General features: G+C 62.3%; 18 protein-coding genes. 5 read left to right on the top strand and 13 right to left on the bottom strand.

Annotated features, from left to right (window positions below; all coding sequences use genetic code 11):
• Nucleotides 1–114: 114 nt before the first annotated feature.
• On the bottom strand, nt 115–1,275 hold the full coding sequence (locus tag C9383_RS02400) for an AAA family ATPase (protein WP_090367546.1): 1,161 nt from the start codon (nt 1,273–1,275) through the stop codon (nt 115–117).
• Between the two features lie 121 nt (nt 1,276–1,396).
• Between C9383_RS02400 and C9383_RS02395 the strand changes: the two genes are divergently transcribed.
• From C9383_RS02395 to C9383_RS02380, 4 genes are read left to right on the top strand one after another with little or no spacing between them, the layout of a single operon-like run.
• Nucleotides 1,397–2,479, top strand: coding sequence for an efflux RND transporter periplasmic adaptor subunit (locus tag C9383_RS02395; RefSeq protein WP_090367544.1), 1,083 nt, complete (start codon nt 1,397–1,399; stop codon nt 2,477–2,479).
• Complete coding sequence (locus C9383_RS02390) at nt 2,476–3,546, top strand: efflux RND transporter periplasmic adaptor subunit (RefSeq protein ID WP_090367541.1); 1,071 nt, start codon at nt 2,476–2,478, stop codon at nt 3,544–3,546. The genes C9383_RS02395 and C9383_RS02390 overlap by 4 nt, the downstream gene beginning before the upstream one ends.
• Nucleotides 3,543–6,596, top strand: a complete 3,054-nt coding sequence (locus tag C9383_RS02385) for an efflux RND transporter permease subunit (protein WP_090367539.1) — start codon at nt 3,543–3,545, stop codon at nt 6,594–6,596. Before C9383_RS02390 ends, C9383_RS02385 begins: the two co-directional genes overlap by 4 nt.
• Nucleotides 6,597–6,598: 2 nt before the next feature.
• The gene (locus C9383_RS02380) at nt 6,599–8,794 is read left to right on the top strand and encodes a glycoside hydrolase (RefSeq protein WP_090367537.1); all 2,196 of its coding nucleotides are present in this window, start codon (nt 6,599–6,601) and stop codon (nt 8,792–8,794) included.
• Nucleotides 8,795–8,894: 100 nt separating this feature from the next.
• On the opposite strand, the gene C9383_RS02375 is transcribed toward C9383_RS02380, so the two are convergent.
• From C9383_RS02375 to C9383_RS02320, 12 genes are all read right to left on the bottom strand, one after another.
• Entirely contained in the window at nt 8,895–9,521 is a 627-nt protein-coding gene (locus tag C9383_RS02375) for a class I SAM-dependent methyltransferase (RefSeq protein WP_090367535.1), read from the bottom strand.
• Nucleotides 9,522–9,560: 39 nt separating this feature from the next.
• A complete protein-coding gene (locus C9383_RS02370; RefSeq protein ID WP_056858169.1) occupies nt 9,561–10,205 on the bottom strand; it encodes a methionine ABC transporter permease in 645 nt (214 codons plus the stop codon).
• A complete protein-coding gene (locus C9383_RS02365) occupies nt 10,195–11,310 on the bottom strand; it encodes a methionine ABC transporter ATP-binding protein (RefSeq protein ID WP_090367533.1) in 1,116 nt (371 codons plus the stop codon). Before C9383_RS02365 ends, C9383_RS02370 begins: the two co-directional genes overlap by 11 nt.
• A gap of 2 nt (nt 11,311–11,312) precedes the next feature.
• Nucleotides 11,313–12,122 carry a MetQ/NlpA family ABC transporter substrate-binding protein gene (locus C9383_RS02360; RefSeq protein WP_090367531.1) on the bottom strand — a complete coding sequence of 270 codons (810 nt, stop codon included), beginning with the start codon at nt 12,120–12,122 and terminating at the stop codon, nt 11,313–11,315.
• Between the two features lie 144 nt (nt 12,123–12,266).
• Nucleotides 12,267–13,634 (bottom strand): LLM class flavin-dependent oxidoreductase, encoded by a 1,368-nt coding sequence (locus C9383_RS02355; RefSeq protein WP_090367529.1) that lies wholly within the window; start codon nt 13,632–13,634, stop codon nt 12,267–12,269.
• The gene (locus tag C9383_RS02350; RefSeq protein WP_090367527.1) at nt 13,634–14,827 is read right to left on the bottom strand and encodes an SfnB family sulfur acquisition oxidoreductase; all 1,194 of its coding nucleotides are present in this window, start codon (nt 14,825–14,827) and stop codon (nt 13,634–13,636) included. The genes C9383_RS02355 and C9383_RS02350 overlap by 1 nt, the downstream gene beginning before the upstream one ends.
• Before the next feature lie 41 nt (nt 14,828–14,868).
• Nucleotides 14,869–16,110, bottom strand: a complete 1,242-nt coding sequence (locus C9383_RS02345; RefSeq protein ID WP_090367525.1) for an SfnB family sulfur acquisition oxidoreductase — start codon at nt 16,108–16,110, stop codon at nt 14,869–14,871.
• A gap of 187 nt (nt 16,111–16,297) precedes the next feature.
• A complete protein-coding gene (locus C9383_RS02340) occupies nt 16,298–17,083 on the bottom strand; it encodes a hypothetical protein (RefSeq protein WP_090367523.1) in 786 nt (261 codons plus the stop codon).
• A gap of 387 nt (nt 17,084–17,470) precedes the next feature.
• Nucleotides 17,471–18,217 carry an L-cystine ABC transporter ATP-binding protein TcyN gene (tcyN, locus tag C9383_RS02335; RefSeq protein ID WP_090367521.1) on the bottom strand — a complete coding sequence of 249 codons (747 nt, stop codon included), beginning with the start codon at nt 18,215–18,217 and terminating at the stop codon, nt 17,471–17,473.
• A 3-nt stretch (nt 18,218–18,220) separates the two neighbouring features.
• The gene (gene tcyL / locus C9383_RS02330) at nt 18,221–18,886 is read right to left on the bottom strand and encodes a cystine ABC transporter permease (protein ID WP_090367519.1); all 666 of its coding nucleotides are present in this window, start codon (nt 18,884–18,886) and stop codon (nt 18,221–18,223) included.
• Nucleotides 18,886–19,680 (bottom strand): cystine ABC transporter substrate-binding protein, encoded by a 795-nt coding sequence (gene tcyJ / locus C9383_RS02325; RefSeq protein ID WP_090367517.1) that lies wholly within the window; start codon nt 19,678–19,680, stop codon nt 18,886–18,888. The genes tcyL and tcyJ overlap by 1 nt, the downstream gene beginning before the upstream one ends.
• A 291-nt stretch (nt 19,681–19,971) precedes the next feature.
• Nucleotides 19,972–20,967 (bottom strand): D-cysteine desulfhydrase, encoded by a 996-nt coding sequence (locus tag C9383_RS02320; protein WP_090367515.1) that lies wholly within the window; start codon nt 20,965–20,967, stop codon nt 19,972–19,974.
• A gap of 166 nt (nt 20,968–21,133) precedes the next feature.
• On the opposite strand from C9383_RS02320, the gene epsC reads away from it, so the two are divergent.
• Nucleotides 21,134–22,060, top strand: a complete 927-nt coding sequence (epsC, locus tag C9383_RS02315; RefSeq protein WP_090367513.1) for a serine O-acetyltransferase EpsC — start codon at nt 21,134–21,136, stop codon at nt 22,058–22,060.
• The last annotated feature ends 134 nt before the right edge of the window (nt 22,061–22,194 follow it).

Genomic DNA, 22,194 nt, shown 5'->3' with positions numbered 1-22,194 from the left:
ACCGGTTGACGAAGTGTATCTGACACATATCGATCGCACGGTTTGGGGCCGCTTCGCAGCCCAGCGGGAGCAAGCTCCCTCGCCACGACAAGCTCGCTCCTACAGGGGATATACCTACTCCGGCCAATGCCAGGCCGGCGCATCCAGCATCCCCTGCCCGACGATCTGGGTTTCCCCCAACACCTTCTCCAGCACAATCGAGTTGCACCCCTCATCCTGCTGCAACGCTGCAATCAAGCGGCTGGCATGGGACACCACCCACACCTGACACTGCCGGGACGCCTGGATGATCAAGCGGGCCAACGCCGGCAACAAATCCGGGTGCAGGCTGGTTTCCGGTTCGTTGAGCACCATCATGATCGGCGGCCGTGGCGTCAGCAGCGCCGCGATCAGCAGCAGGTAACGCAAGGTCCCGTCCGACAGCTCCGCCGCCGACAACGGCCGCAGCAACCCTTCCTGATAAAACTCGATGGCAAAGCGCCCGCCCTGCAACGGCTGGATATTCAAGCGTGCACCGGGGAAGGCATCGCTGACAGCACGCTGCAACGCCTCGGGGTCGCCAATTTCGCGGATGGTCTGCAAGGCCGCCGCCAAGTCCCGACCATCGTGGTGCAGCACGGGCGTGCGGGTGCCTAATTGCGGTTGGCGCACGGGGGCGTCCACGTCGCTGCGAAAGTGATCATAGAAGCGCCAGCCACGAATGCTCTCGCGCAGCAACAGCACCTCCGGCGAGCCACGCAGGCTGCCGACCTGATCGAACAGGCTGTGGTAGTTGGGCGTATGTTGGGCCAGTACGTCCCAGGAGCGGCCGTCCCGCGCGCGCACCATGGGGCCGGAACGCTGCACCAGCAGGCTGGCCGGGCGATAGAGAGGGCCGGCCCAGATGCATTCCTTCTTGACCTGCGGGTCGAGGGAAAATAACGACGTTGTCGGCTCAGGCAGCCCCAGCGAGATGGCGTAACTGAAGTCCTCCCCGGCAAAGCCCAGGCGCAGGCGCTTCACGCCTTGGCGCACGGTGGATTCAATCGGTACCTCGCCGTTGCGCATGCGCCGGCTGATGTTTTCCGGCCCGGCCCAGAACGTCGAGTCCAACCCGCCCTCGCGGGCCAGTGCGTTGATCACCCCGCCCTGGGCGGTTTCCGCCAGCAGGCGCAGGGCGCGGTACAGGTTGGACTTGCCGCTGCCATTGGGGCCGGTGATCAGGTTGAGCCGGTCCAGGGGCACCACCAATTTATTGATCGAACGGTAATTGGCGACGGCGAGGGTTTTCAGCATGGGTCAGTAACCGGTAGGGGAACCATTGGAGTATGGGAGCCTCCATGCAGATAAGGAACCCTCAACTAAGCTCACAGTCGCATACACTCTGGCAAGTCGGCATCACGCAAAAGGAGCCTGCATGGGCGGTCGTATTTCCACCTGTATCATCGGCTTGGGCCTACTGACGCTATTGAGCGGCTGTGGCGAGGAAAAGGCCGAACCCAAGCAACATTCCAGGGTCTTCGTGCAGACCGTGCAGCCGGCGGAATTTGCCGCAGCCGTCACGCTCACCGGCGATATCCAGGCCCGGGTGCAAACCGACCTGTCCTTTCGCGTGGGGGGCAAGATCATCCAGCGGATGGTGGATGTGGGTGACCGCGTGAGCGCCAGGCAAGTGCTGGCCAAGCTCGACCCCAAGGACTTGCAGACCAACGTCGACTCCGCGCAGGCCCAGGTCGTGGCGGAGCAGGCCCGGGTCAAGCAGACGGCCGCCGCCTTTGTGCGTCAGGAAAAGCTGCTGCCCAAGGGCTATACCAGCCGCAGTGAATACGACGCCGCCCAGGCCGCGCTGCGCAGCAGCCAAAGCGCGCTGACCGCGGCCCAGGCTCAATTGGCCAATGCCCGCGAACAACTCGGCTACACCGCGTTGGTCGCCGACGCCCCTGGCGTGATCACCGCGCGCCAGGCCGAAGTTGGCCAAGTGGTACAGGCCACCGTACCGATCTTCAGCCTGGCCCGGGACGGCGAGCGCGACGCGGTGTTCAACGTTTACGAATCCCTGCTGGTGGAACCGCCGCCGGAGGCTCCGATCACCGTCAGCCTGCTGGATAACCCCAGCATCAAGGCCGTGGGCAAGGTGCGTGAAGTGACCCCGGCCGTGGCCGCGAATACCGGCACCGTCCAGGTCAAGATTGCCCTGCAGAACCTGCCCAAGGGCATGGAGTTAGGCTCGGTAGTGAGCGCCACCGCCAATGGCCCGGCCAAGGCCAGTATCGAATTGCCGTGGTCGGCGTTGACCAAAGACCTCAACGAGCCTGCTGTTTGGCTGATCGACGCTGACGGCAAGGCGCAACTGCACAAAGTCAGCGTGGCGCGTTACCTCACCGGCAAAGTGATCATCGGCGACGGCCTCAAAGGCGGCGAAAAAGTCGTGGTAGCCGGTGGGCAATTGCTGCACCCCGGCATGCTGGTCGAGATCGCCCAGCAAGGAGCCCAGCCATGAAGCGCATGACGGCTTTACTCGCCGCCGGCCTGTTGCTGGCGGCCTGCTCCAAGGAGGAGGCGCCGCCCGAGCCTGTACGCCCGGTGCTGTCCATGCAAGTGAAGGCCGAGGATCAGGAAAACCTCGGCCGCTTTGCCGGCACCATCCAGGCTCGCTATGAGAGCAACCTGGGGTTCCGTGTGCCCGGGCGTATCGCACGGCGCGCGGTGGATGTGGGCGCCGAAGTGGAGCAGGGCGCTCTGCTTGCCGTGCTCGACCCCACCGATCAACAAAACCAACTGCGTGCGGCCCAGGGTGACCTGGCTCGGGTGCAGGCGCAGTTCATCAACGCCCAGGCCAATGCGCGTCGCCAGCAAGAGTTGTTCAATCGTGGGGTGGGCGCCCAGGCCCAGCTCGACGCGGCCCAGACCGACCTGAAAACCACCCAGGCGTCCCTCGACCAGGCGCGCGCGTCGGTCAACCAGGCCAAGGATCAGCTCAACTATGCTGAGCTGCGCACCGATCATGCCGGTATTGTCACCGCCTGGAATGCCGAAGCCGGCCAGGTGGTGAGTGCCGGCCAGCAAGTGGTGACCCTGGCCCGTCCGGATATCAAGGAAGCCGTGATCGATCTGCCTGCCGGCCTTGCCGAGCGGCTGCCCGCCGATGGGGTGTTCGTGGTTGCCGGGCAGCTTGACCCCAGCGTACAGACCACCGCCACTGTGCGTGAGATCGAACCTCAGGCCCAAAGCGCCACGCGCACCCGGCGTGCGCGCCTGACATTGGCCGAGACCCCGCCCGCGTTTCGCCTCGGTACGGCAATCAGCGTGACCTTGAGCACCGCCATTGCGCCGCGTATCGAAGTGCCGCTGAGTGCCTTGCAGGAGGTCGACGGCAAGACCCGCCTCTGGCTGCTCGACACCCAGAGCCAGACGGTGCAGCCGCGTGACGTCACGGTGCTCAGCCGTGACGCCGACAGCGCCTTGCTCAATGGCGGGGTCACACCCGGCGAACGCATTGTCACCGCTGGCGTGAACAGCCTGAAACCCGGGCAGAAAGTCAAAATCGATGAGGACAGCCCGCGATGAAAGGGAGCTTCAACTTATCCGACTGGGCCCTCAAGCATCAGTCCTTCGTCTGGTACCTGATGTTCGTCGCACTGCTGATGGGCGTGTTCTCGTACATGAACCTGGGCCGCGAGGAAGACCCCTCGTTCACCATCAAGACCATGGTGATCCAGACCCGTTGGCCGGGCGCGACCCAGGAAGAAACGCTCAAGCAGGTCACCGACCGCATTGAGAAGAAGCTCGAAGAACTCGATTCCCTCGACTACGTGAAAAGCTACACGCGCCCGGGTGAGTCCACGGTGTTCGTGTTCCTCAAGGACACCACCAGCGCCAACGCCATCCCCGATATCTGGTATCAGGTGCGCAAGAAGATCGACGACATTCGCGGCACCTTCCCCCAGGGGTTGCAAGGCCCATCGTTCAACGATGAGTTCGGCGATGTGTTCGGTTCGGTGTATGCCTTTACCGGCGACGGCCTGTCGATGCGCCAGTTGCGCGACTACGTCGAACAGGTGCGTGCCGAGATTCGTTCGGTGCCGGGCCTGGGCAAGGTCGAGATGATCGGCCAGCAGGACGAAGTGATTTACCTGAACTTCTCCACGCGCAAACTCGCAGCGCTGGGTATCGACCAACGCCAAGTGGTGCAAAGCCTGCAATCACAGAACGCGGTGACGCCTGCCGGGGTGATCGAAGCCGGGCCGGAGCGGATTTCCGTGCGCACCTCGGGGCAGTTCGCCTCGGAAAAAGATCTGGCCAACGTCAACCTTCGGCTCAATGACCGCTTCTATCGCCTGGCGGATATCGCCGACATCAGCCGTGGCTACGTCGACCCGGCGCGGCCGATGTTCCGGTTCAATGGCAAGCCGGCCATCGGCTTGGCGATTGCCATGCAGAAGGGTGGCAACATCCAGTCCTTCGGCAAGGCGTTGCATGAACGCATGGATGAGCTGACTGCCGACCTGCCGGTGGGCGTCGGCGTGCATAAGGTCTCCGATCAGGCCGAAGTGGTGGAGGAGGCCGTGGGCGGTTTCACCAGTGCGTTGTTCGAGGCGGTGGTCATCGTCCTGGTGGTGAGTTTTATCAGCCTCGGCATGCGCGCCGGGCTGGTGGTGGCGTGCTCGATCCCGTTAGTGCTGGCGCTGGTGTTCGTGTTTATGGAATACAGCGGTATCACCATGCAACGGGTGTCGTTGGGTGCCTTGATCATCGCGCTCGGGCTGTTGGTGGACGATGCGATGATCACCGTGGAAATGATGATCACGCGCCTGGAAAAAGGTGAAACCAAGGAGCAGGCGGCCACCTACGCCTACACCTCCACCGCGTTCCCGATGCTCACGGGCACGCTGGTGACCGTCGCAGGCTTCGTGCCGATTGGCCTCAACGCCAGTTCGGCGGGCGAGTACACCTTTACCCTGTTCGCGGTAATCGCCGTGGCCATGCTGGTGTCATGGGTGGTGGCGGTGCTGTTTGCGCCGGTTATCGGTGTGCATATCCTCAGTGCCAATGTGAAGCCGCACAACGCCGAGCCAGGACGGATCGGCCGCGCTTTCAATGGCGGCATGTTGTGGGCCATGCGCAACCGCTGGTGGGCGATCGGTATCACGGTGGCGCTGTTTGTGGCGTCGGTGTTCTCGATGCAGTTTGTGCAGAACCAGTTCTTTCCGTCGTCGGACCGCCCGGAAATTCTCGTCGACCTCAACCTGCCGCAGAACGCCTCGATCAATGAGACCCGCAAGGCCGTCGACCGCCTTGAAGCGATCATCAAGGATGACCCGGACATCCAACGCTGGAGCACCTATATCGGCCAGGGCGCGATTCGTTTCTACCTGCCCCTCGACCAGCAACTGGAAAACCCCTACTACGCGCAGTTGGTGATCGTGAGCAAAGGCCTGGAAGAGCGTGGAGCCTTGATTGCGCGCCTGCAAAAGCGTCTGCGCGATGACTTCGTCGGCATCGGCAGCTATGTGCAGCCGCTGGAAATGGGCCCGCCGGTAGGACGGCCGATTCAGTATCGCGTGTCCGGCAAAGACACCGACCAGGTGCGCAAGCACGCTATCGAACTGGCCACTTTGCTCGACCAGAACAGCCACCTGGGCGAGATCATCTACGACTGGAACGAGCCGGGCAAAGTGTTGCGCGTGGACATCGCCCAGGACAAGGCGCGGCAACTCGGGCTGTCGTCGGAAGACGTGGCGCAGTTGATGAACAGCGTGGTCAGCGGCGCCTCGGTGACTCAGGTGCACGATGATATCTACCTGATCAACGTGGTCGGCCGCGCCGAAGATGCCGAGCGTGGCACGCCGGAAACCCTGCAGAACCTGCAGATCGTCACACCCAACGGCACCTCGATTCCGCTGCTGGCGTTCGCCACCGTGCGCTATGAGCTGGAGCAGCCGCTGGTGTGGCGCCGCGACCGCAAACCGACCATTACCGTCAAGGCTTCGGTGCGCGATGAGATACAACCCACCGACCTGGTCAAACAGTTGGCGCCGACCATCGAGAAATTCAGCGCCGGGTTGCCGGTGGGCTACAAGGTCGCCACCGGCGGCACCGTCGAAGAAAGCGGCAAGGCCCAAGGCCCGATCGCCAAGGTGGTGCCGCTGATGCTGTTCCTGATGGCGACTTTCCTGATGATCCAGCTGCACAGCGTGCAGAAGATGTTCCTGGTGGCCAGTGTCGCGCCGCTGGGGTTGATCGGCGTGGTGCTGGCGTTGATTCCTACGGGTACGCCCATGGGGTTCGTGGCGATCCTGGGGATCCTGGCGCTGATCGGCATCATCATCCGCAACTCGGTGATTCTGGTGACCCAGATCGACGAGTATGAACTGGCGGGCTATACGCCCTGGGATGCCGTGGTGGAAGCCACCGAACATCGACGCCGGCCGATCTTGCTCACGGCGGCGGCGGCGAGCCTGGGCATGATCCCGATTGCGCGTGAAGTGTTCTGGGGGCCGATGGCCTACGCGATGATCGGCGGGATCATCATCGCAACATTGTTAACACTTTTGTTTTTGCCTGCGCTGTATGTGGCTTGGTACAAGATCCGGGAGCCCAAACCAGAACAGACCTGAACATGAGTCATGCCCTGCGCCACGTGCTGTTGATGTGCACCCTGTTGCTGGCCCCCGTCGCCTTTGCCGGCACGGTATTGGAAAATTCCCTGTGGCGGGTCGAACTCGACCCGGCCACCCTGGCCATCCGCGTCACACCCAGCGGCCAGCCGCCGGTGCAGGCCTCCAGCGGCGTGGCCGCCCACGCCGTCAGTCAACTTTCACACAATGGCCAGCAAGCCAGTTGGCAGTGGGATGCGGGCGCCTTTCAGGTGAGCGCCACGCTCGAACAACGCGACCTGGCGTTGTCCATCCGGGCACGGGACGCCGGTCTCTTGCCGATCCTTCAACAACCGTCCAGTGCCCTCGGCAAGGGCTTGATATGGCCATTGGCTGAAGGGCACTACGTACCCGCCGCCGATCCCGTATGGAGTGCTTTCCTGCTGCAACAGGGTGAGATCAATACCACCCAGGACTTGAGCTTGCCGCTGTGGGGCACGGATCACGGCGGCTTCACCTTGAACTGGCTGCTGACCAACCCCTATAACAACCGCCTGCAATGGCAGCAGGGCATGGCATTGTCCCTGGCCCATGAATTCACTGCGCTCGAGCCCTCGGCACCGATGACCCTGTTATTGCACCTGGGCGACGCCGACCCCCTGGCCGGTGCCAAGCGCTACCGCCAATGGCTGGTGGAGCAGGGGCGCTATGAGCCGTTGGCGGACAAACTGCGGCACACGCCCGAGGCGCAAAAGCTGCTGGGCGCCAGCCATGTCTACCTGTGGGGCAATGACCTGCTGGCCGCGCAGGATGTGCGCGACTGGCCGCTGTTGCTCAAGCGCCTGCGCGCTCATGAGCTCAAGGGTTTGTTGGACAGGGAATCCACCCAGGTGCTGGCGCAAACCACGGCATTGAATCGCTATGAGCAAACCGTGCTGTTGCGCGGCCTCAATGCGGCGATCAACAGAAAGGCCCGGCAGAGCTGGCAGGTGGATGCACCCGATATGACCCGACTCGCCGCCCGCTATGGCGAGCTGCGCAACGAGCTGGCCGTGGCGTTTGCCGGCGCCTTGCGCGACCACCCTGAAACCTGGGGCAACCAGACCGTCCGTGCGCTGCGCGACGCCGGGCTGCAACGCGTGTTGCTGACCCTCGGCGAAGGCTGGGAAGGCGGGCTCTGGCATCCTGAAACGATGCGTGCCGGCGTCGACGCCGGTTACCTGATGGCGCCGTACGACTCCTATGAAACCGCCTTGTCAGCCACGGAAAACCCGGACTGGACCACCGCCCATTTGGGCAGCAAGGCCTACCGCGACTGCGCGATTGTGTTGAAAAGCGGCAAACTGAAAACCGGCTTCCAGCAATCCGGCCATTACACCGACCCGCGCTGCGTACGGCCTTTGCTGGAAGCCCGCGTGAAGGCCATCCAGGCCAAGGCCGGGTTCAATGCCTGGTTCCTCGACGCCTATGCCACCAGCATGGTCTTCGACAGCTACCGCGATGGCGCCACGATGACCCAGGCGCAAAATGCCGAAGGCAATATCGACGCCTCACGCTGGCTCAACACGGTGCTCAAACTGCCTGCCGGCTCCGAAGACGGCAATGCCATTACCGCACAGGGCATCCTGTTCGCCCATGGCATGCAGACGCCGGTGATCGGTTGGGGGGACCGCCAGATGACCCAGGACAAACAGTCGCCCTATTACGTGGGCAACTGGTATCCACCGGAAGAACCGACGGTGTTCTTTAAACCAGTGCCGCTCAACGAGCCGTTGCGCACCGTATATTTCGCGCCGAGCATGCGCCTGCCGTTGTATCAGGCGGTATTCCACGGCTCGGTGATCACTACCCATCACTGGCTGTTCGACAGCCTGAAACTGAGCAATGTCAGGGCTGAGAACGAGCTCACCCAACTGCTCTACAACGTGCCGCCGCTGTATCACCTGAGCGCCTCGACGGTTAAACAGCGGTTGCCGGTGATGGTGCGTCAGGATCGGTTTTTTCGGCCATTGCATCAGCGCCTGGCGACTCAGGCCCTGACGGATTTCCGCTGGCTGACGGCGGACCGGCAGGTGCAGCAGACCACCTTTGCGGATGGGACACGGTTGGTGGCCAACTTTGCCGCCGAGGAAAAGGACGGGTATGCGGGGCGCAGTGTGACGGCGCTGGTGGCGGGCGAAAAACCGGTGGTGTATCAGGTGGATCAGGGCCGCCTGTGAGGCCATCGGGAGCAAGCCCCCTCCCACACTTGGCTGTGTTCACAAATCTAAATGTGGGAGGGGGCTTGCTCCCGATAGCGTCAGATCCGGCAACAAAAATCTATCGCTTGCGCCACACACTCGCCAACCAAGGCTGCTGCTCCCGAGGCAACCCCGTCGGCCGGTAGTAATGCTCCAGCTCCACAAAACCCGCCGCCGTCAGCAATGCCTGCCATGCCTCCAGGTCGTGATAAGACCCATACCGTGGCCCATTCCAGCCCTCCTGGTTTTCACCCCGAGGGTTGGAGCTGAACAGCACGCCCGCCGGCTTCAGCGCGGCATGCAGCTGCTTGAGCACACGGGGCAGTTCCTGCTTGGGAATATGGAACAGCACGGCATTGGCAAAGATCCCATCGAAGCGTTCGGCGGGCAGATCCAGCTTGAGGAAGTCCTGCTGCAATACCTCACAGCCGCTGTCTTGCCGCGCCATCTGCGCAAACCGCTCGGAGCCATCGAGCCCTACGGCGATATGGCCCAAGCGCGTGAAGGTCTGCAGATCCCGCCCCGGCCCGCAGCCGAAATCCAGTACGGTAAACGGCGCCGTGCCCTGGATATGCCGTAGCAAGGCATCGATGTTCTGGCTGACATCGTGATCGCGGGTGCCTTCGCGGAAGTCTTCGGCCACCTTGTTGTAGTGGCCGAGTGTGGTGGAGGTAATCTGGTCGAGGTCGTCGGGCTTGAGGATCATGACAGGCAATACCGAATGCTGGGATATGCCGACTATACCTCACCGTTTGTTGAGTACCCGCGCCAGTCGATCTCCACCCAATTGAATCACTGCCACCAGCACTACCAGCAACACGATCACCGTCAGCATGATCTGCGTGTCAAAGCGCTGATAGCCATAGCGGTACGCAATATCCCCCAAGCCCCCTGCGCCAATCGCCCCGGCCATGGCGGACGAGTTGATCATGGTCACCAGGGTGATGGTGAACCCGCCGACAATCCCCGGCAGTGCCTCGGGCAACAGCACGTGCCAGATGATGTGCCAGCGCCGGCAGCCCATGGCCTGGGCGGCTTCGATCAAGCCGTGGTCGACCTCGCGCAGGCTCACCTCGGCGATGCGCGCAAAGAACGGCGTGGCGGCGATGGTCAGTGGCACCACGGCCGCCCACACGCCATAGGTGGTGCCGACAATCAGCCGGGTGAACGGGATCAACGCCACCATCAGAATCAGAAATGGAATAGAGCGGAACAGATTGACGAACGCGCCCAGCACGCGGTTCAACGCCGGTGCCTGGTAGATTCCGCCCTTGTCGCTGGTGACCAGGAATACCGCCAGCGGAATCCCCACCAGCAAGGCGATCAACGATGACACTCCCACCATCAACAAGGTGTCGATGGCGCCCTGCAACAAACGATCAAACCACATAACCCAGCACCTCCACCTGTTGCGCCCAGTTCCCTGCACGCTGGCGCAGCTCGGCAGCGTTGTGGGGCGAGCCACTCACCGCCAGCAGCAGTTGCCCCAGGGCATGCCCTTGAATACGTTCCACGCCGCCTTGCAGCAAGCGCACACGCCCGCCGAGAGCGCCAAACAGCGCGGCCAGGTCGGGTTCATCGTGGGCGCTGCCGGTGAACTGCAAGCGCAACACCAGTGCAGCGTCAGCCGAGGCCTGGGTGGCTTGCAAACGATCCTGCAGTTCTTGCGGCAGCCCGTGTTGCAGCGGCGCCAACAGGGTTTTGCTGACCTCGTGCTGCGGCTTGCCGAACACTTGCCACACCGGGCCTTGTTCGACGATGCGCCCGTGTTCCAGCACGACCACGCGGTCGCAGATCTCGCGGATCACCGCCATCTCATGGGTGATCAACACAATGGTCAGGCCCAGGCGCTGGTTGATCTCGCGCAGCAGACCGAGAATCGATTGGGTGGTCTCCGGGTCGAGGGCCGAGGTGGCTTCGTCGCACAGCAGAATCTCGGGGTCGTGCACCAATGAACGGGCGATGCCCACGCGCTGTTTTTGCCCACCGGACAGTTGCGCCGGGTAGCTGTGGTGTTTGTCCTTGAGGCCCACCAGTTCCAGCAGCTCGCGGACCTTTTGCTCACGCTGCGGCTTGGGGATGCCGGCCACCTTGAGCGGCAACTCGACGTTCTGCCAGACGGTCTTGGCCGACATCAAATTGAAGTGCTGGAAGATCATGCCGATGCGCCGCCGCAGCGCCACCAGGTGGTCTTCGTCGTGCCCGCCGATGTCCACCTGATCGATCAGCACGCGCCCGCTGCTGGGTTGCTCCAGGCGGTTGATGGTGCGGATCAACGAAGATTTACCGGCGCCGCTGCGGCCGATGATGCCGAACACTTCGCCGCGCTGGATGGCCAGGTCGATACCTTGCAGGGCATGCACGCTGCCGTCATAGGTTTTGCCCAGGTTGATAAAACGCACATGGGCGCGGTTCAGGTCGGGGTGCAGTACGGTCTGGCTGGCATCCCTGGGCGGTGTGCCCAGGTCGCGCAGCTGGCGGTTGGCGGCGGTCATCTTCAGCCTTCCCAGCCGACTTGGTAGAGCTTGCCGAGGGATTTATCCAGGGCGGCGCGCACGACCGGCGAATGTTGGTAGATGTCGACGAATTTGATCACCCGTGGATCGGTTTTGCTTTTCGGCTGGATCACAAACTGGATCACGTATTCCGGGTGGTCGAGGCCGTCGAACAGCAAGGCCGATTCGGCATCGAAGGTCTTGGACAGGCGGATATACGCCGGGTAGCCCTGCACCAGATCGGCGTCGTCATAGGCGCGCACCAGTTGCACGGCTTCCACTTGCAGGATCTTGATCTTTTTCGGGTTGGCGATGATGTCTTCTTCGGTGGCCTTGTAGCCCACGCCCGGCTTGAGGGTGATCAACCCGGCCTTGGCCAGCAGCTGCAGGCCCCGCCCGCTGTTGATCGGGTCGTTGGCGATGGCCACGCTGGCGCCCTGGGGCAGGTCATCGAAGCGTTTGTACTTTTTCGAGTACAGGCCGACGTTGTTGATGATGCCCGGCGCATAGGGCACCAGGTCAAAACCGGCGGCGGCCTTGGCATTTTCCAGGAACGGGATGTGCTGGAAGTAATTCACGTCGATATCACCGGCAGCCAGGCTGACGTTGGGCGCGATCCAATCGGTGAATTCGACCAGTTCGACTTTCAGCCCCTGCTTGCCTGCTTCGGCCACGGCGGCCTCGAGGGGAATCGCGAAGGCGGCGGTGGTGCCGATTTTCAGCGGTGCATCGGCGGCGAACACGGTCGCGCTGAACAGGCCGAAGGCCAGGGCCAGTGCTTTGACTGGGTGGGTGAGCAGTGTTTTTTTCATAAGATGTTTCCAGTCATAAGGTATGGGTGCAAACCATGGAGACTCAGTGTGGGAGGGGGCTTGCTCCCGATTGCGGTCGCTCGGTTGATAAATCTGGTGGCTGACACACCGCTATCGGGGGCAAGCCCCCTCCCACATTTCTGATCAACGTCGGTAGGTGGATCCTGTGTGTTGTTCGGGTAAGCGTGGCGTGCCGTGGAACACCTTTTCTCTTAGCGTTCCAGTCTCGTACGCGGTTTTGTAGGACCCACGCCTTTGCAACTCCGGCACCACCAGATCAATGAAATCCACATAGCTTTCCGGCGTCACAATGCGCGTCAGGTTGAAGCCATCCAGCCCGGTTTCGCTGATCCAGGATTCCAGTTCATCGGCGACCTGTTCCGGCGAGCCGACCAGGGTGATGTAGCGGCCACCCAGGGCGTGTTGCTCTAGTAATCTGCGCCGGGTCCAATCGTTGTTCTGCAGGTTCTTGGTCGCCGACTGGATGGCATTGCTCTTCACGTACTGGATCGGTTCGTCGAGTTCGTATTGGGCAAAATCAATCGCGGTGGACGCCGAGAAATGCGCCACGCCGGCTTCCGCGTTGGCGTAGCTCAGGTATTCGGCGTGCTTGGCCCAGGCCTGCGCTTCGGTGGCGCCAACGATCACGTTCAGGCCCATGAAAACCTTGATGTCATCCGGGTTGCGCCCGGCCTCGACCGCGCTGGCGCGCACCTTGTCCACCTGGGCCTTGGTCGCCGGCTTGTTCTGCCCGCTGATGAATACACACTCGGCGTGACGCCCGGCGAACAGCAAACCACGCTCGGAGCTGCCGGCCTGGAACAGCACCGGCGTGCGCTGCGGCGAGGGTTCGCACAAGTGATAACCCTCTACCTGATAAAACTCGCCGTGGTGCTCGACCTTGTGCACCTTGCCCGGCTGCGCATACACCCGCGCCTGCGGATCGTTAAGCACAGCGTCATCTTCCCAACTGCCTTCCCAGAGCTTGTAGAGCACCTCCAGGTATTCGTCGGCCTGGTCGTAGCGCCGGTCATGCTCGGCCTGCTCGGTGAGGCCCATGGCCTTGGCGGCGCTGTCGAGGTAGCCGGTGACGATGTTCCAGCCCACCCGGCCCCGGCTCAGGTGGTCGAGGGTGGACATGCGTCGGGCGAACAGGTACGGCGGCTCGTAGGTCAGGTTGGCCGTCAGGCCGAAGCCGAGATGGTGCGTCACGGCGGCCATGGCCGACACCAGCAACAGAGGGTCGTTGACCGGTAGCTGAATCGACTCTTTGAGCGGCACATCGATGGAGTTCTGGTAGACGTCGTACACGCCGACGATGTCGGCGATGAACAAACCGTCGAACAGGCCGCGTTCCAGGGTCTTGGCCAGTTCGGTCCAGTACTCGAGGGTTTTGTACTGGGTCGAGTTGTCCCGTGGATGCGTCCACAGGCCGTGGTTGATATGCCCGATGCAGTTCATGTTGAAGGCATTGAGCAGGATTTTCTTTTTCACTGTTTCAGGCGCGGGCATCAGATCGTCCCCCGCAATGGCGGGTTTTGATCATTGAGGTAGTAATTGCCCACCGCGTGATACTTCCAGCGCACCGGGTCGTGCAGGGTGTGCACGCGGGCGTTGCGCCAGTGCCGGTCGAGGCCATGCTCGGCCAGTGTGGCCTGGCTGCCGGCCAGTTCGAACAGCGTGCTGCCGGCGGCCAGGGAAATCTCGGTGCTCAAGGCCCGCACTTCGGCGACGGCGATGGAGGCGGCGGCAACGCTCTGGGCATTGCTGTCGGCCTGGGCGCGGTCGAGAAACTCACCCGAGCGCTCCAGCAGGGCCTCGGCGGCGTGCAGGCGGGTGCTCAGGTGGCCGAAGCTTTTCAGGGTCAGCGGGTCTTCGCTGGCCTTGTCGTTGCCGGAGTCGATCCACGGCCGGGTCTTGGTGCGCACAAAGTGCAATGCATCTTCGAAGGCGGCGCGGGCGATGCCGGTGTCGATGGCCGCATGCAGGATCTGCGCGAGCGGGCCGACGGTGGTCGGGCGTTCGAAGGCGCTCTGGAACGCGACCACATCTTGCGCCGCGACCCACACGTTATCGAATACCACCGAACCGCTGCCGGTGGTGCGCTGGCCGAAGCCGCTCCAGTCATCAATCACGCTCAGGCCTTCGCTGTCGCGGGGGACAAACGCCAGTTGCTGTACGCCGTGTTCATCCACGACCGAGGTGGGAATGCGCTGGGCGTAGATCGCGCCGGTCGAGTAGAACTTGCGTCCGTTGATGCGAAAGCCTTCACCGTCGCGGGTGAGGCTCGTCACGCGGTCATGCGCGGTCTTGGTGCCCAATTCCGCCAGGGCGTTGCCAAACCGCTGGCCGGCCAGCACCTCGGCGTACAGGCGTTTTTGCTGGGCCGGGCTGCCGTTCACCCGCAGCACTTCCAGCGCATAGAAATGGTTCTGCGGAATCTGGCCCAGTGACGCGTCCGCCTGGGCTATCAGCGCGATGACCTTGGCCAGGGTGACGTTGGACACACCCGCGCCGCCATAGGCCTTGGGTACGCTGATGCCCCACAGGCCGGAGCGGGAAAACACGTCTAGTTCGGGCAAGGGCAGGCGGCGTTCACGGTCGCGCTGAGCGCTGTCGCGGCGAAAGTCTTCGGCCAGGTCGCTGGCGACAATAAGGGCTTGTTCATCGCTGGTGATAACCGCGACGTTTGTAGAGACAGTCATGTGTGTTCTCCAGAAGCTCGTGGAAAAAGTGTTCTGGTCGGTCAAATCCAGGAGTGACGAGCAGGCAAGGTGCCGTTCAATCGATAGGCGCCGATCGCGTGATATTTCCAGCGCACCGGGTCATGCAGGGTGTGCACCCGGGCATTGCGCCAGTGGCGATCGAGGTTGAATTCGGCGAGGGTGGCGCGGCTGCCGGCCAGTTCGAAGAGTTTTTCGCTGACCAGCAGCGACACTTCGGTGGTCAGCACTTTCGCCTCGGCCACGGCAATCGAAGCCCGGGCGGCCGATTGCGCGGTGATCGGCGCGGCACTCACTTCATCCAGCACCTTGCCGGCCTTGCGCAGCAGCGCTTCGGCGGCGTGCAATTCGATTTTCAGCTTGCCGATATCGGCAATCACGTACAGGTCATCGCTGGCGCGCTCGACCTTGGCATCGATCCACGGGCGTGAGCGTTCGCGCACGAAAGCCAGGGTGTCGTCGAGTGCCCCTCGGGCGATGCCGGCGTCGATGGCGGCCTGGATCAACTGTGAAACAGCGCCCTGGATATTCGGCTTCTCGCCGATGCGCCAGTTGTCGACCACCAGTTCTGCGTCCACCGGCACCCGGTCCAGCAGCACCGTGCCGCTGGCGGTGGTGCGCTGGCCGAAGCCCGACCAGTCATCGACGATACGCAGCCCTTCGGTGCCGCGGCGCACGAACGCCATGACCTGTTTGCCGTCTTCGTTCAGGGCTTTGATCGCGACCCAATGGGCAAACAATGCGCCGGTGGAATAGAACTTCTGGCCGCTGATGACGTAACCCTCGCCCTCGGCGGTGATGCGCGCCTTGAGTTCCAGGGTGTTTCGGGTGCCACGTTCCGGGCCGCCATTACCGATGCGCCAGCCGTCGAGCACGCTTTGGAACAGCTGCTTCTTTTGGCGCTCGGTGGCGGTGCCCTGCAACAGATACAGGATGCCGAAGTGGTTTTGCGGGATCTGCCCGAGGGCCGGGTCCGCCGCGCTGATGATCGCGAACACCTCGGCCAGGGTCACGAATGACACCTGCGGGCCGCCGTATTCGCGGGGAATGGAAATACTGCCCAGCCCACTGCGGGTGAACTGTTCGATCTGTGCCCATGGCAACTGGCGCTGCCGGTCGCGCTTGGCGGCCTGCAGGCGTGCGGCCTCGGCCAACTCGTGGGCTGCCTCCAGCGCCTGGGCGTCGCTGCGCAGCACGGTGGCCGGCAACAACAGTGGGGCTACGTCCAGATCACTCTGGAGGGGGGTTAGAGCCAAATTAGACATCAGCGCCGCTCCTTGGCTGCACGTAATGCCCTGGCGTTATGCACCGGGGTAATTCTGACCATACCGACCTCGCATTCAATGAAATAAAAACAGAAAAATCAGAGATGTCCGGTGGTCCGGTGCATATACCCTAAGCGCCTTTATTTTTTAAATAAACTAACTTTTAGGAATATGCATAGAAGGGCTGTCACCCAGGCTCGCAGGGTGAGCCGGGGTGACGCGGTTGATAGATCGTCGCAGCCCTGGCCGGGCGGGCCGGCGCCGGTGCGGCACAGGCGGCAATGTTCAAGGTGCGGCTCGGGGCCCAGCGTGAATTATTGCCCACGCGGTCGAGAATGCAGTAGGTCACCTCCAGCCGGCTGTCATCACCCGCTTCGACAATCACGGTTGAAGGCACCCAGACTTGCACCGCCAGGCCGATGCCTTTGGCCTGGATTTTCGGCAGGTCCATCCGTATGTCGCCCCAGCGCAGGGTAATGGCGTCGCCGCAGGCCATGTTCAGGTAAGGCTCGATGGTCAGCGGGATGCCACGCCGGACCTGGCTTGGGTTGACGCCGTAGCGGCGGATGGTATCGGGCAGCCCGACGGGGGCGAGGTTTTGGTTCTCGTCGCTGAACAGCGCCGAAGGCAGGCCGCCCGGGTAGTTGGTCTTGACCCGTACATGGGTGATCGCAGAGCGTGCCGGGCCGTAGCCGACTTGCATGACTTGGTAATGAACCTGGGCCTGGCCATCCAGCACAAAGCTTTCCGGAACACGCAGGTGTGTCGGCGTACCCACCTTGCAGGCGGTGATGCGCCGTGAGGCGGTAAAGCAGTTGTTCCAGAACAATTCGATCAGGTCGCCTTCCTCCATCCCGGGGTAGGGCGCGATGTCCACCTGCAATTGGGCGGCGGCGAGGGCATTGATGCCATGCCGTTGCGCCTGGGGCAGGGTCGGAGCGGTGAGCATGGCCGGGGTTGCAGTGCGCGTCATAAGTAATCTCCTTGATGCAGCCAGCAGCAATCGTTCCAGCACCGATGACGCGGTTGCGCGCAGGGTGCCGAAAGGAACGATTCAGTGAATAGCCGGGATAGGATCCAATCCTCTGGGCGCTAGATAAGAGGGTTGGCCAGGAGGCGTCAATGGCGGCACAGGGCTAAACGGCGGGGTGGAGCAGATTCAGAAAGGGCTGACCGGGGGAGGGATTTTAAGAGGCGGACGGCGGGGTGTTTTGCCGTTGTATGCAAGCCGTCTTTGTAGGCTCCGCTGACCTGTAGTGAGCGGGCTTGCCCCGCGCTGGAGTGCGTAGCGGCCCCAAATTTTTGGGAGCGCTGCGCACTCCAGCGGGGGGCAAGCCCCCTCACTACAGGTGTTGCAGTGTCAGTGGGCGAGAAACTTACTCAGGAACTGTCTGGTCCGCTCCTCCTTAGGGTTGGCAAACAGCGCTTTGGCTTCACCTTGTTCCACGATCACGCCCTTGTCGAAGAAGATCACTCGATTGGCCACGTCCCGAGCAAAACTCATTTCGTGGGTGACGATCACCATGGTGCGGTTTTCTTCGGCGAGGCTGCGGATAGTCGCCAGTACTTCGCCCACCAGTTCCGGGTCGAGGGCCGAGGTGGGTTCATCGAACAGGATCACCTCCGGCTCCATGGCCAGCGCACGGGCAATCGCCACGCGCTGCTGCTGGCCACCGGACAAGCGCCTGGGGTACGACGCTTCCTTGCCCGCCAGGCCAACCCTGGCCAATAGCTTGCGACCCAACTCGATCGCCGCTTCGCGTGGCATCTTCTTGACCACTATCGGCCCTTCGATGACGTTTTCCAGCGCCGTGCGGTGGGGGAACAGGTTGAAGTTCTGGAACACAAAACCCACGTGCTGGCGCAAACGTCGCACCAGGCCCTGTTGCTGGTTGAGCGGCTTGCTGCCGTCGATCTCGATATCACCGACCTTGATGCGGCCGCTGGTGGGTTCTTCGAGGAAGTTCAGGCAGCGCAGGAAGGTGGTCTTGCCGGAACCGCTAGGGCCGATGATAGCGACGACTTCGCCTTCCTTGACCTCAAGGTCGATGCCGTTGAGCACCACCTGACCCTTGAATTGTTTGGTCAGTTTTTCAACCACGATCATGCTTCAAGACTCCAGGTCATGCCGGTTGACCCGGTCTTCCAGGCGATTTTGAAAATGCGCCAGGATGCTTGCCAGTATCCAGTAGATCAGGGCTGCGGACAGGTACATGGTGAAAATTTCGAAGGTGCGCGCCGACACCAGTTGTGCCTGGCGAAACAGCTCGGGCACCTGGATGGTGGCGGCCAGCGCCGTGTCCTTGACCAGCGAAATAAAGCTGTTGCCCAACGGTGGCAGCGCCGTGCGCATGGCCTGCGGCAGAATGGCCCGGCGCAGCGTCTGTGCACGGGTCATGCCGATACTGGCGGCCGCTTCCCATTGGCCGCGCTCGATGGAGGCGATGGCGGCACGCAGGATTTCACAGGCATACGCGGCCATGTTCAGCGAAAAGCCGATCAGTGCCGCCGGGATCGGGTCCAGTTCGATGCCCACTTGCGGCAAGCCGTAGTAGATCAGGAACAGTTGTACCAGCAAGGGCGTGCCGCGAAAGAACGAGACATAGACCCGGGCGGTCCAGCTCAACAGCTTGAAGCGCGACAGGCGCATCAAGGCCAGGCCGAAGCCCAGCAGCAAGCCGAAAAACATCCCGCCGAGGCTGAGAATCACCGTGTAGTACGCGCCCTTGAGCAGAAAGGGCGCGGAGTCCAGCGCGAGTTGGAAAGCTGCTTCCATTATTCGGTGACGTCAGCGTTGAAGTACTTCTCGGACAGCTTCTTCAAGGTGCCGTCGGCGCGCAGCTTGTCGAGGGCCTTGTTCACGGCGTCGAGCAATTCAGGCTCACCTTTGCGCAGGGCGATACCGGCTTCCTGACGGGAGAAAGCAGGGCCGGCAGCGGCGGTGTCCGTGGCTTTCTTGGCGTATTCCAAGGCGGCCAGACGGTCGATCAGGATGGCATCGGTACGGCCGATGCGCAGGTCCTGGAACTTGGTCGGGTCATCGTTGTAGGTCTTGATGATGGCTTTGGGTTGGTTGTCCTTGAGCCATTGCTCGTAGTTGGTGCCCAGGCCCACACCGACTTTCTTGCCGGCCAGGTCGTCGGCGCTCTTGATGGTGTCGACATTTTTCTTCAGGGTCAGCGCCTGGATACCGGAGACGGTGTAGGGCTTGGAGAAGTCGTACTTCTTCTTGCGCTCTTCGGAGATGGTCACTTGGTTGACCACAGCGTCAAGGCGCTTGGATTCCAGGGCGGCGAGGATACCGTCCCATGGGGTGGCTTGCAGCTTGACCTTGACGCCCAGCTCCTTGGCCAGCGCTTCGGACAGCTCGACTTCGAAGCCGCTGAGCTTGCCGCTTTCATCGACAAAGCTGAACGGCGGGTAGGTGCCTTCCAGGCCGATCTTGATCTCGCCCGCTTTCTTGATGGTGTTCAACTGCTCGCCGGCAACCGCCTGGCCCATCCAACCGGCGCCCAGCGCCAGACCCAAAGTGCCAACCAGCAACGTGCGACGCGATACGGAAATAGTCATGAAGAGCCCCTGTGTTTTTATGTTGAGCGAAGCAGGTGACGCAGTAGGCGTATCGTGCCTTAAAGCGCAGTGCGCGTCTTCGCCTGCGGCGCGACTATAAAGTCTGTTTTTAAGACTTGAAAATAATATAAATTTAATTTGATATTCTTTTTTCGAATATAAGGCTGTTTTAAAATGTGGGAGGGGGCTTGCTCCCGATAGCGCAATGTCAGCCAGCTCACTTTTCACTGATATACCGCTATCGGGAGCAAGCCCCCTCCCACATTTAGCCCACATTCGGTCCGCGTTTATTCAGTTGAACACCGCGTCGTAGGCGAACAACGCCGGCGCCCCACCGGTATGCAGGAAAATGATCGGCCCGTCCTCGAAGCGCTGACGCCCGATGCCGTCCAGCAAACCTGCCATGGCCTTGCCAGTGTAGACCGGGTCCAGCAGCAGGCCTTCCTGGCTCGCCAATAGCTTGACCGCTGAAAGGGTGCCGGCGTTCGGTTCGCCATAACGGGGGCCGAAGTATTCGTCCCACAAAATGACCTTGAACGCTTCGGGAAGGCTCACACCGAGCAACTCGGCAGTGCGTTCGGCCAGGCCCTGGACTTTGGGGCGCTGGGCTTCGTCGGTGCGCGATACGGTGACGCCGACTACCGGCAAATCCGGCAGGGCTTCACTCAGCGCCAAGGCCAGGCCGCTGTGGGTGCCTGCGCTGCCGGAGGCCAGCACCACGGCGGCGAACTGGAGGCCGCTGTCTTCAATCTGCGCGGCCAGTTCCAGCCCGGCGCGTACATAGCCCAGGGCGCCGAGGGCATTGGAGCCGCCAATGGGCACCAGGTACGGCTTCTTGCCGTTGCTGCGCAGGCGCTCGGCGAGGGCGTCGAGCTGTTCGTCGGCGTGGTCGAGGTTCTCCACCAATTCGACTTTGGCGTCGAACAGGTCCAGCAATAGCCGGTTGCCGTTGCCCAGGTAGTTGGGGTCTTCGGTGCCGGTCGGGTTTTCCAGCAAGGCCACGCAACCCAGGCCCAGTTTGGCGGCGAGAGCGGCGGTCTGGCGTACGTGGTTGGACTGGATGGCGCCGGCGGTCACCAGGGTGTCGGCGCCTTGGGCGATGGCATCGGCGGCGAGGTATTCAAGCTTGCGCAGCTTGTTGCCGCCCATGGCCAGGGGCGTCGTGTCGTCGCGTTTGACGTAGATATCCCTGCCCAGCCAGGCCGACAGCCGCTCGAGTTTTTCCAGGGCAGTGGCGCCGCCCAGCAGTTCCAGACGGTTAAAGCGGTCGAGCTGTTGTTTGATCATGGCTACGCACGGTGGCTAAGTAATGAGGCGACTATAGGCAGGCACTTTTCAACGGGCAACCGTCAATCGCTTATGCCGGATGGTTCTTAGCATCGCACCATTGGTTCTTAAGGGCGGCCAGGGTGCATACCGTAAAGTGAGCGCCATTACGTCAGGAGTGAATACCGTGAGTGAGCGTTCCAGTCATTGGCAATTGCAGACCATCGTCAGCCAGCTGCGAAGCGCCCGGGACCAGTGGCGCACCCGCAATGGCCGGCTGAGCGGCGAGCATGGCGGCCGCGAATTACCTTCCCGCGACGCCGTGGCGCAGATCCTCGAAGCGCTGTGCGGTGCGCTGTTTCCCATGCGCCTGGGGCCGGTGGATCTGCGTGAGGAAAGTGAAGATTTTTACGTTGGCCATACCCTGGACGTCGCGCTCAATGCCTTGCTTGCCCAGGCCCGCCTGGAGCTGCGCTATGCCGCGCGCCAAGGCGGCCAGGATGACAGCCAGGTCGACGCCCTGGCCATCCGGTTGATCCAGAATTTCGCGCTGGCCTTGCCGTCCCTGCGCAGCCTGTTGGACACCGATGTGCTGGCCGCTTACCACGGCGATCCGGCCGCACGCAGTGTGGACGAAGTGCTGCTGTGCTACCCCGGCATCCTGGCGGTGATTCACCACCGCCTGGCGCACCATCTGTACCGCGCCGGCCTGCCTTTGCTGGCGCGCATCAGCGCCGAGATTGCCCACTCGGCCACCGGCATCGATATCCACCCTGGCGCGCAGATCGGCCCGAGTTTCTTTATCGACCATGGGACCGGGGTGGTGATCGGCGAGACCGCGATCATTGGCGAGCGTGTGCGCATCTACCAGGCGGTGACGCTGGGGGCCAAGCGCTTCCCGGCGGATGAGGATGGGCAATTGCAGAAGGGCCATCCGCGTCATCCGATCGTCGAGGACGATGTGGTGATCTATGCCGGGGCGACGATCCTGGGGCGTATCACCATCGGCAAGGGCTCGACCATTGGCGGCAATGTGTGGCTGACCCGCAACGTACCGGCCGGGGCGAACATCACCCAGGCCAATCTGCAACATGATGACGGCTCGCAGAAATAAGCCGCACTTGGACTCACTGTGGGAATGGAGACTCCATGTGGGATGTAGAACACATCATCTGTAGTGAGCGGGCTTGTCCCGCGCTGGGTGGCGCAGCCGCCCCAAACCCAGGCACCTCGGTCCTCCTGAAATAC

Source organism: Pseudomonas palleroniana (assembly GCF_003031675.1).
Lineage (GTDB): Bacteria > Pseudomonadota > Gammaproteobacteria > Pseudomonadales > Pseudomonadaceae > Aquipseudomonas > Aquipseudomonas palleroniana.
Note: the sequence above shows the minus strand (reverse complement) of the source record. Positions and strands in the feature narration are given on the sequence as shown.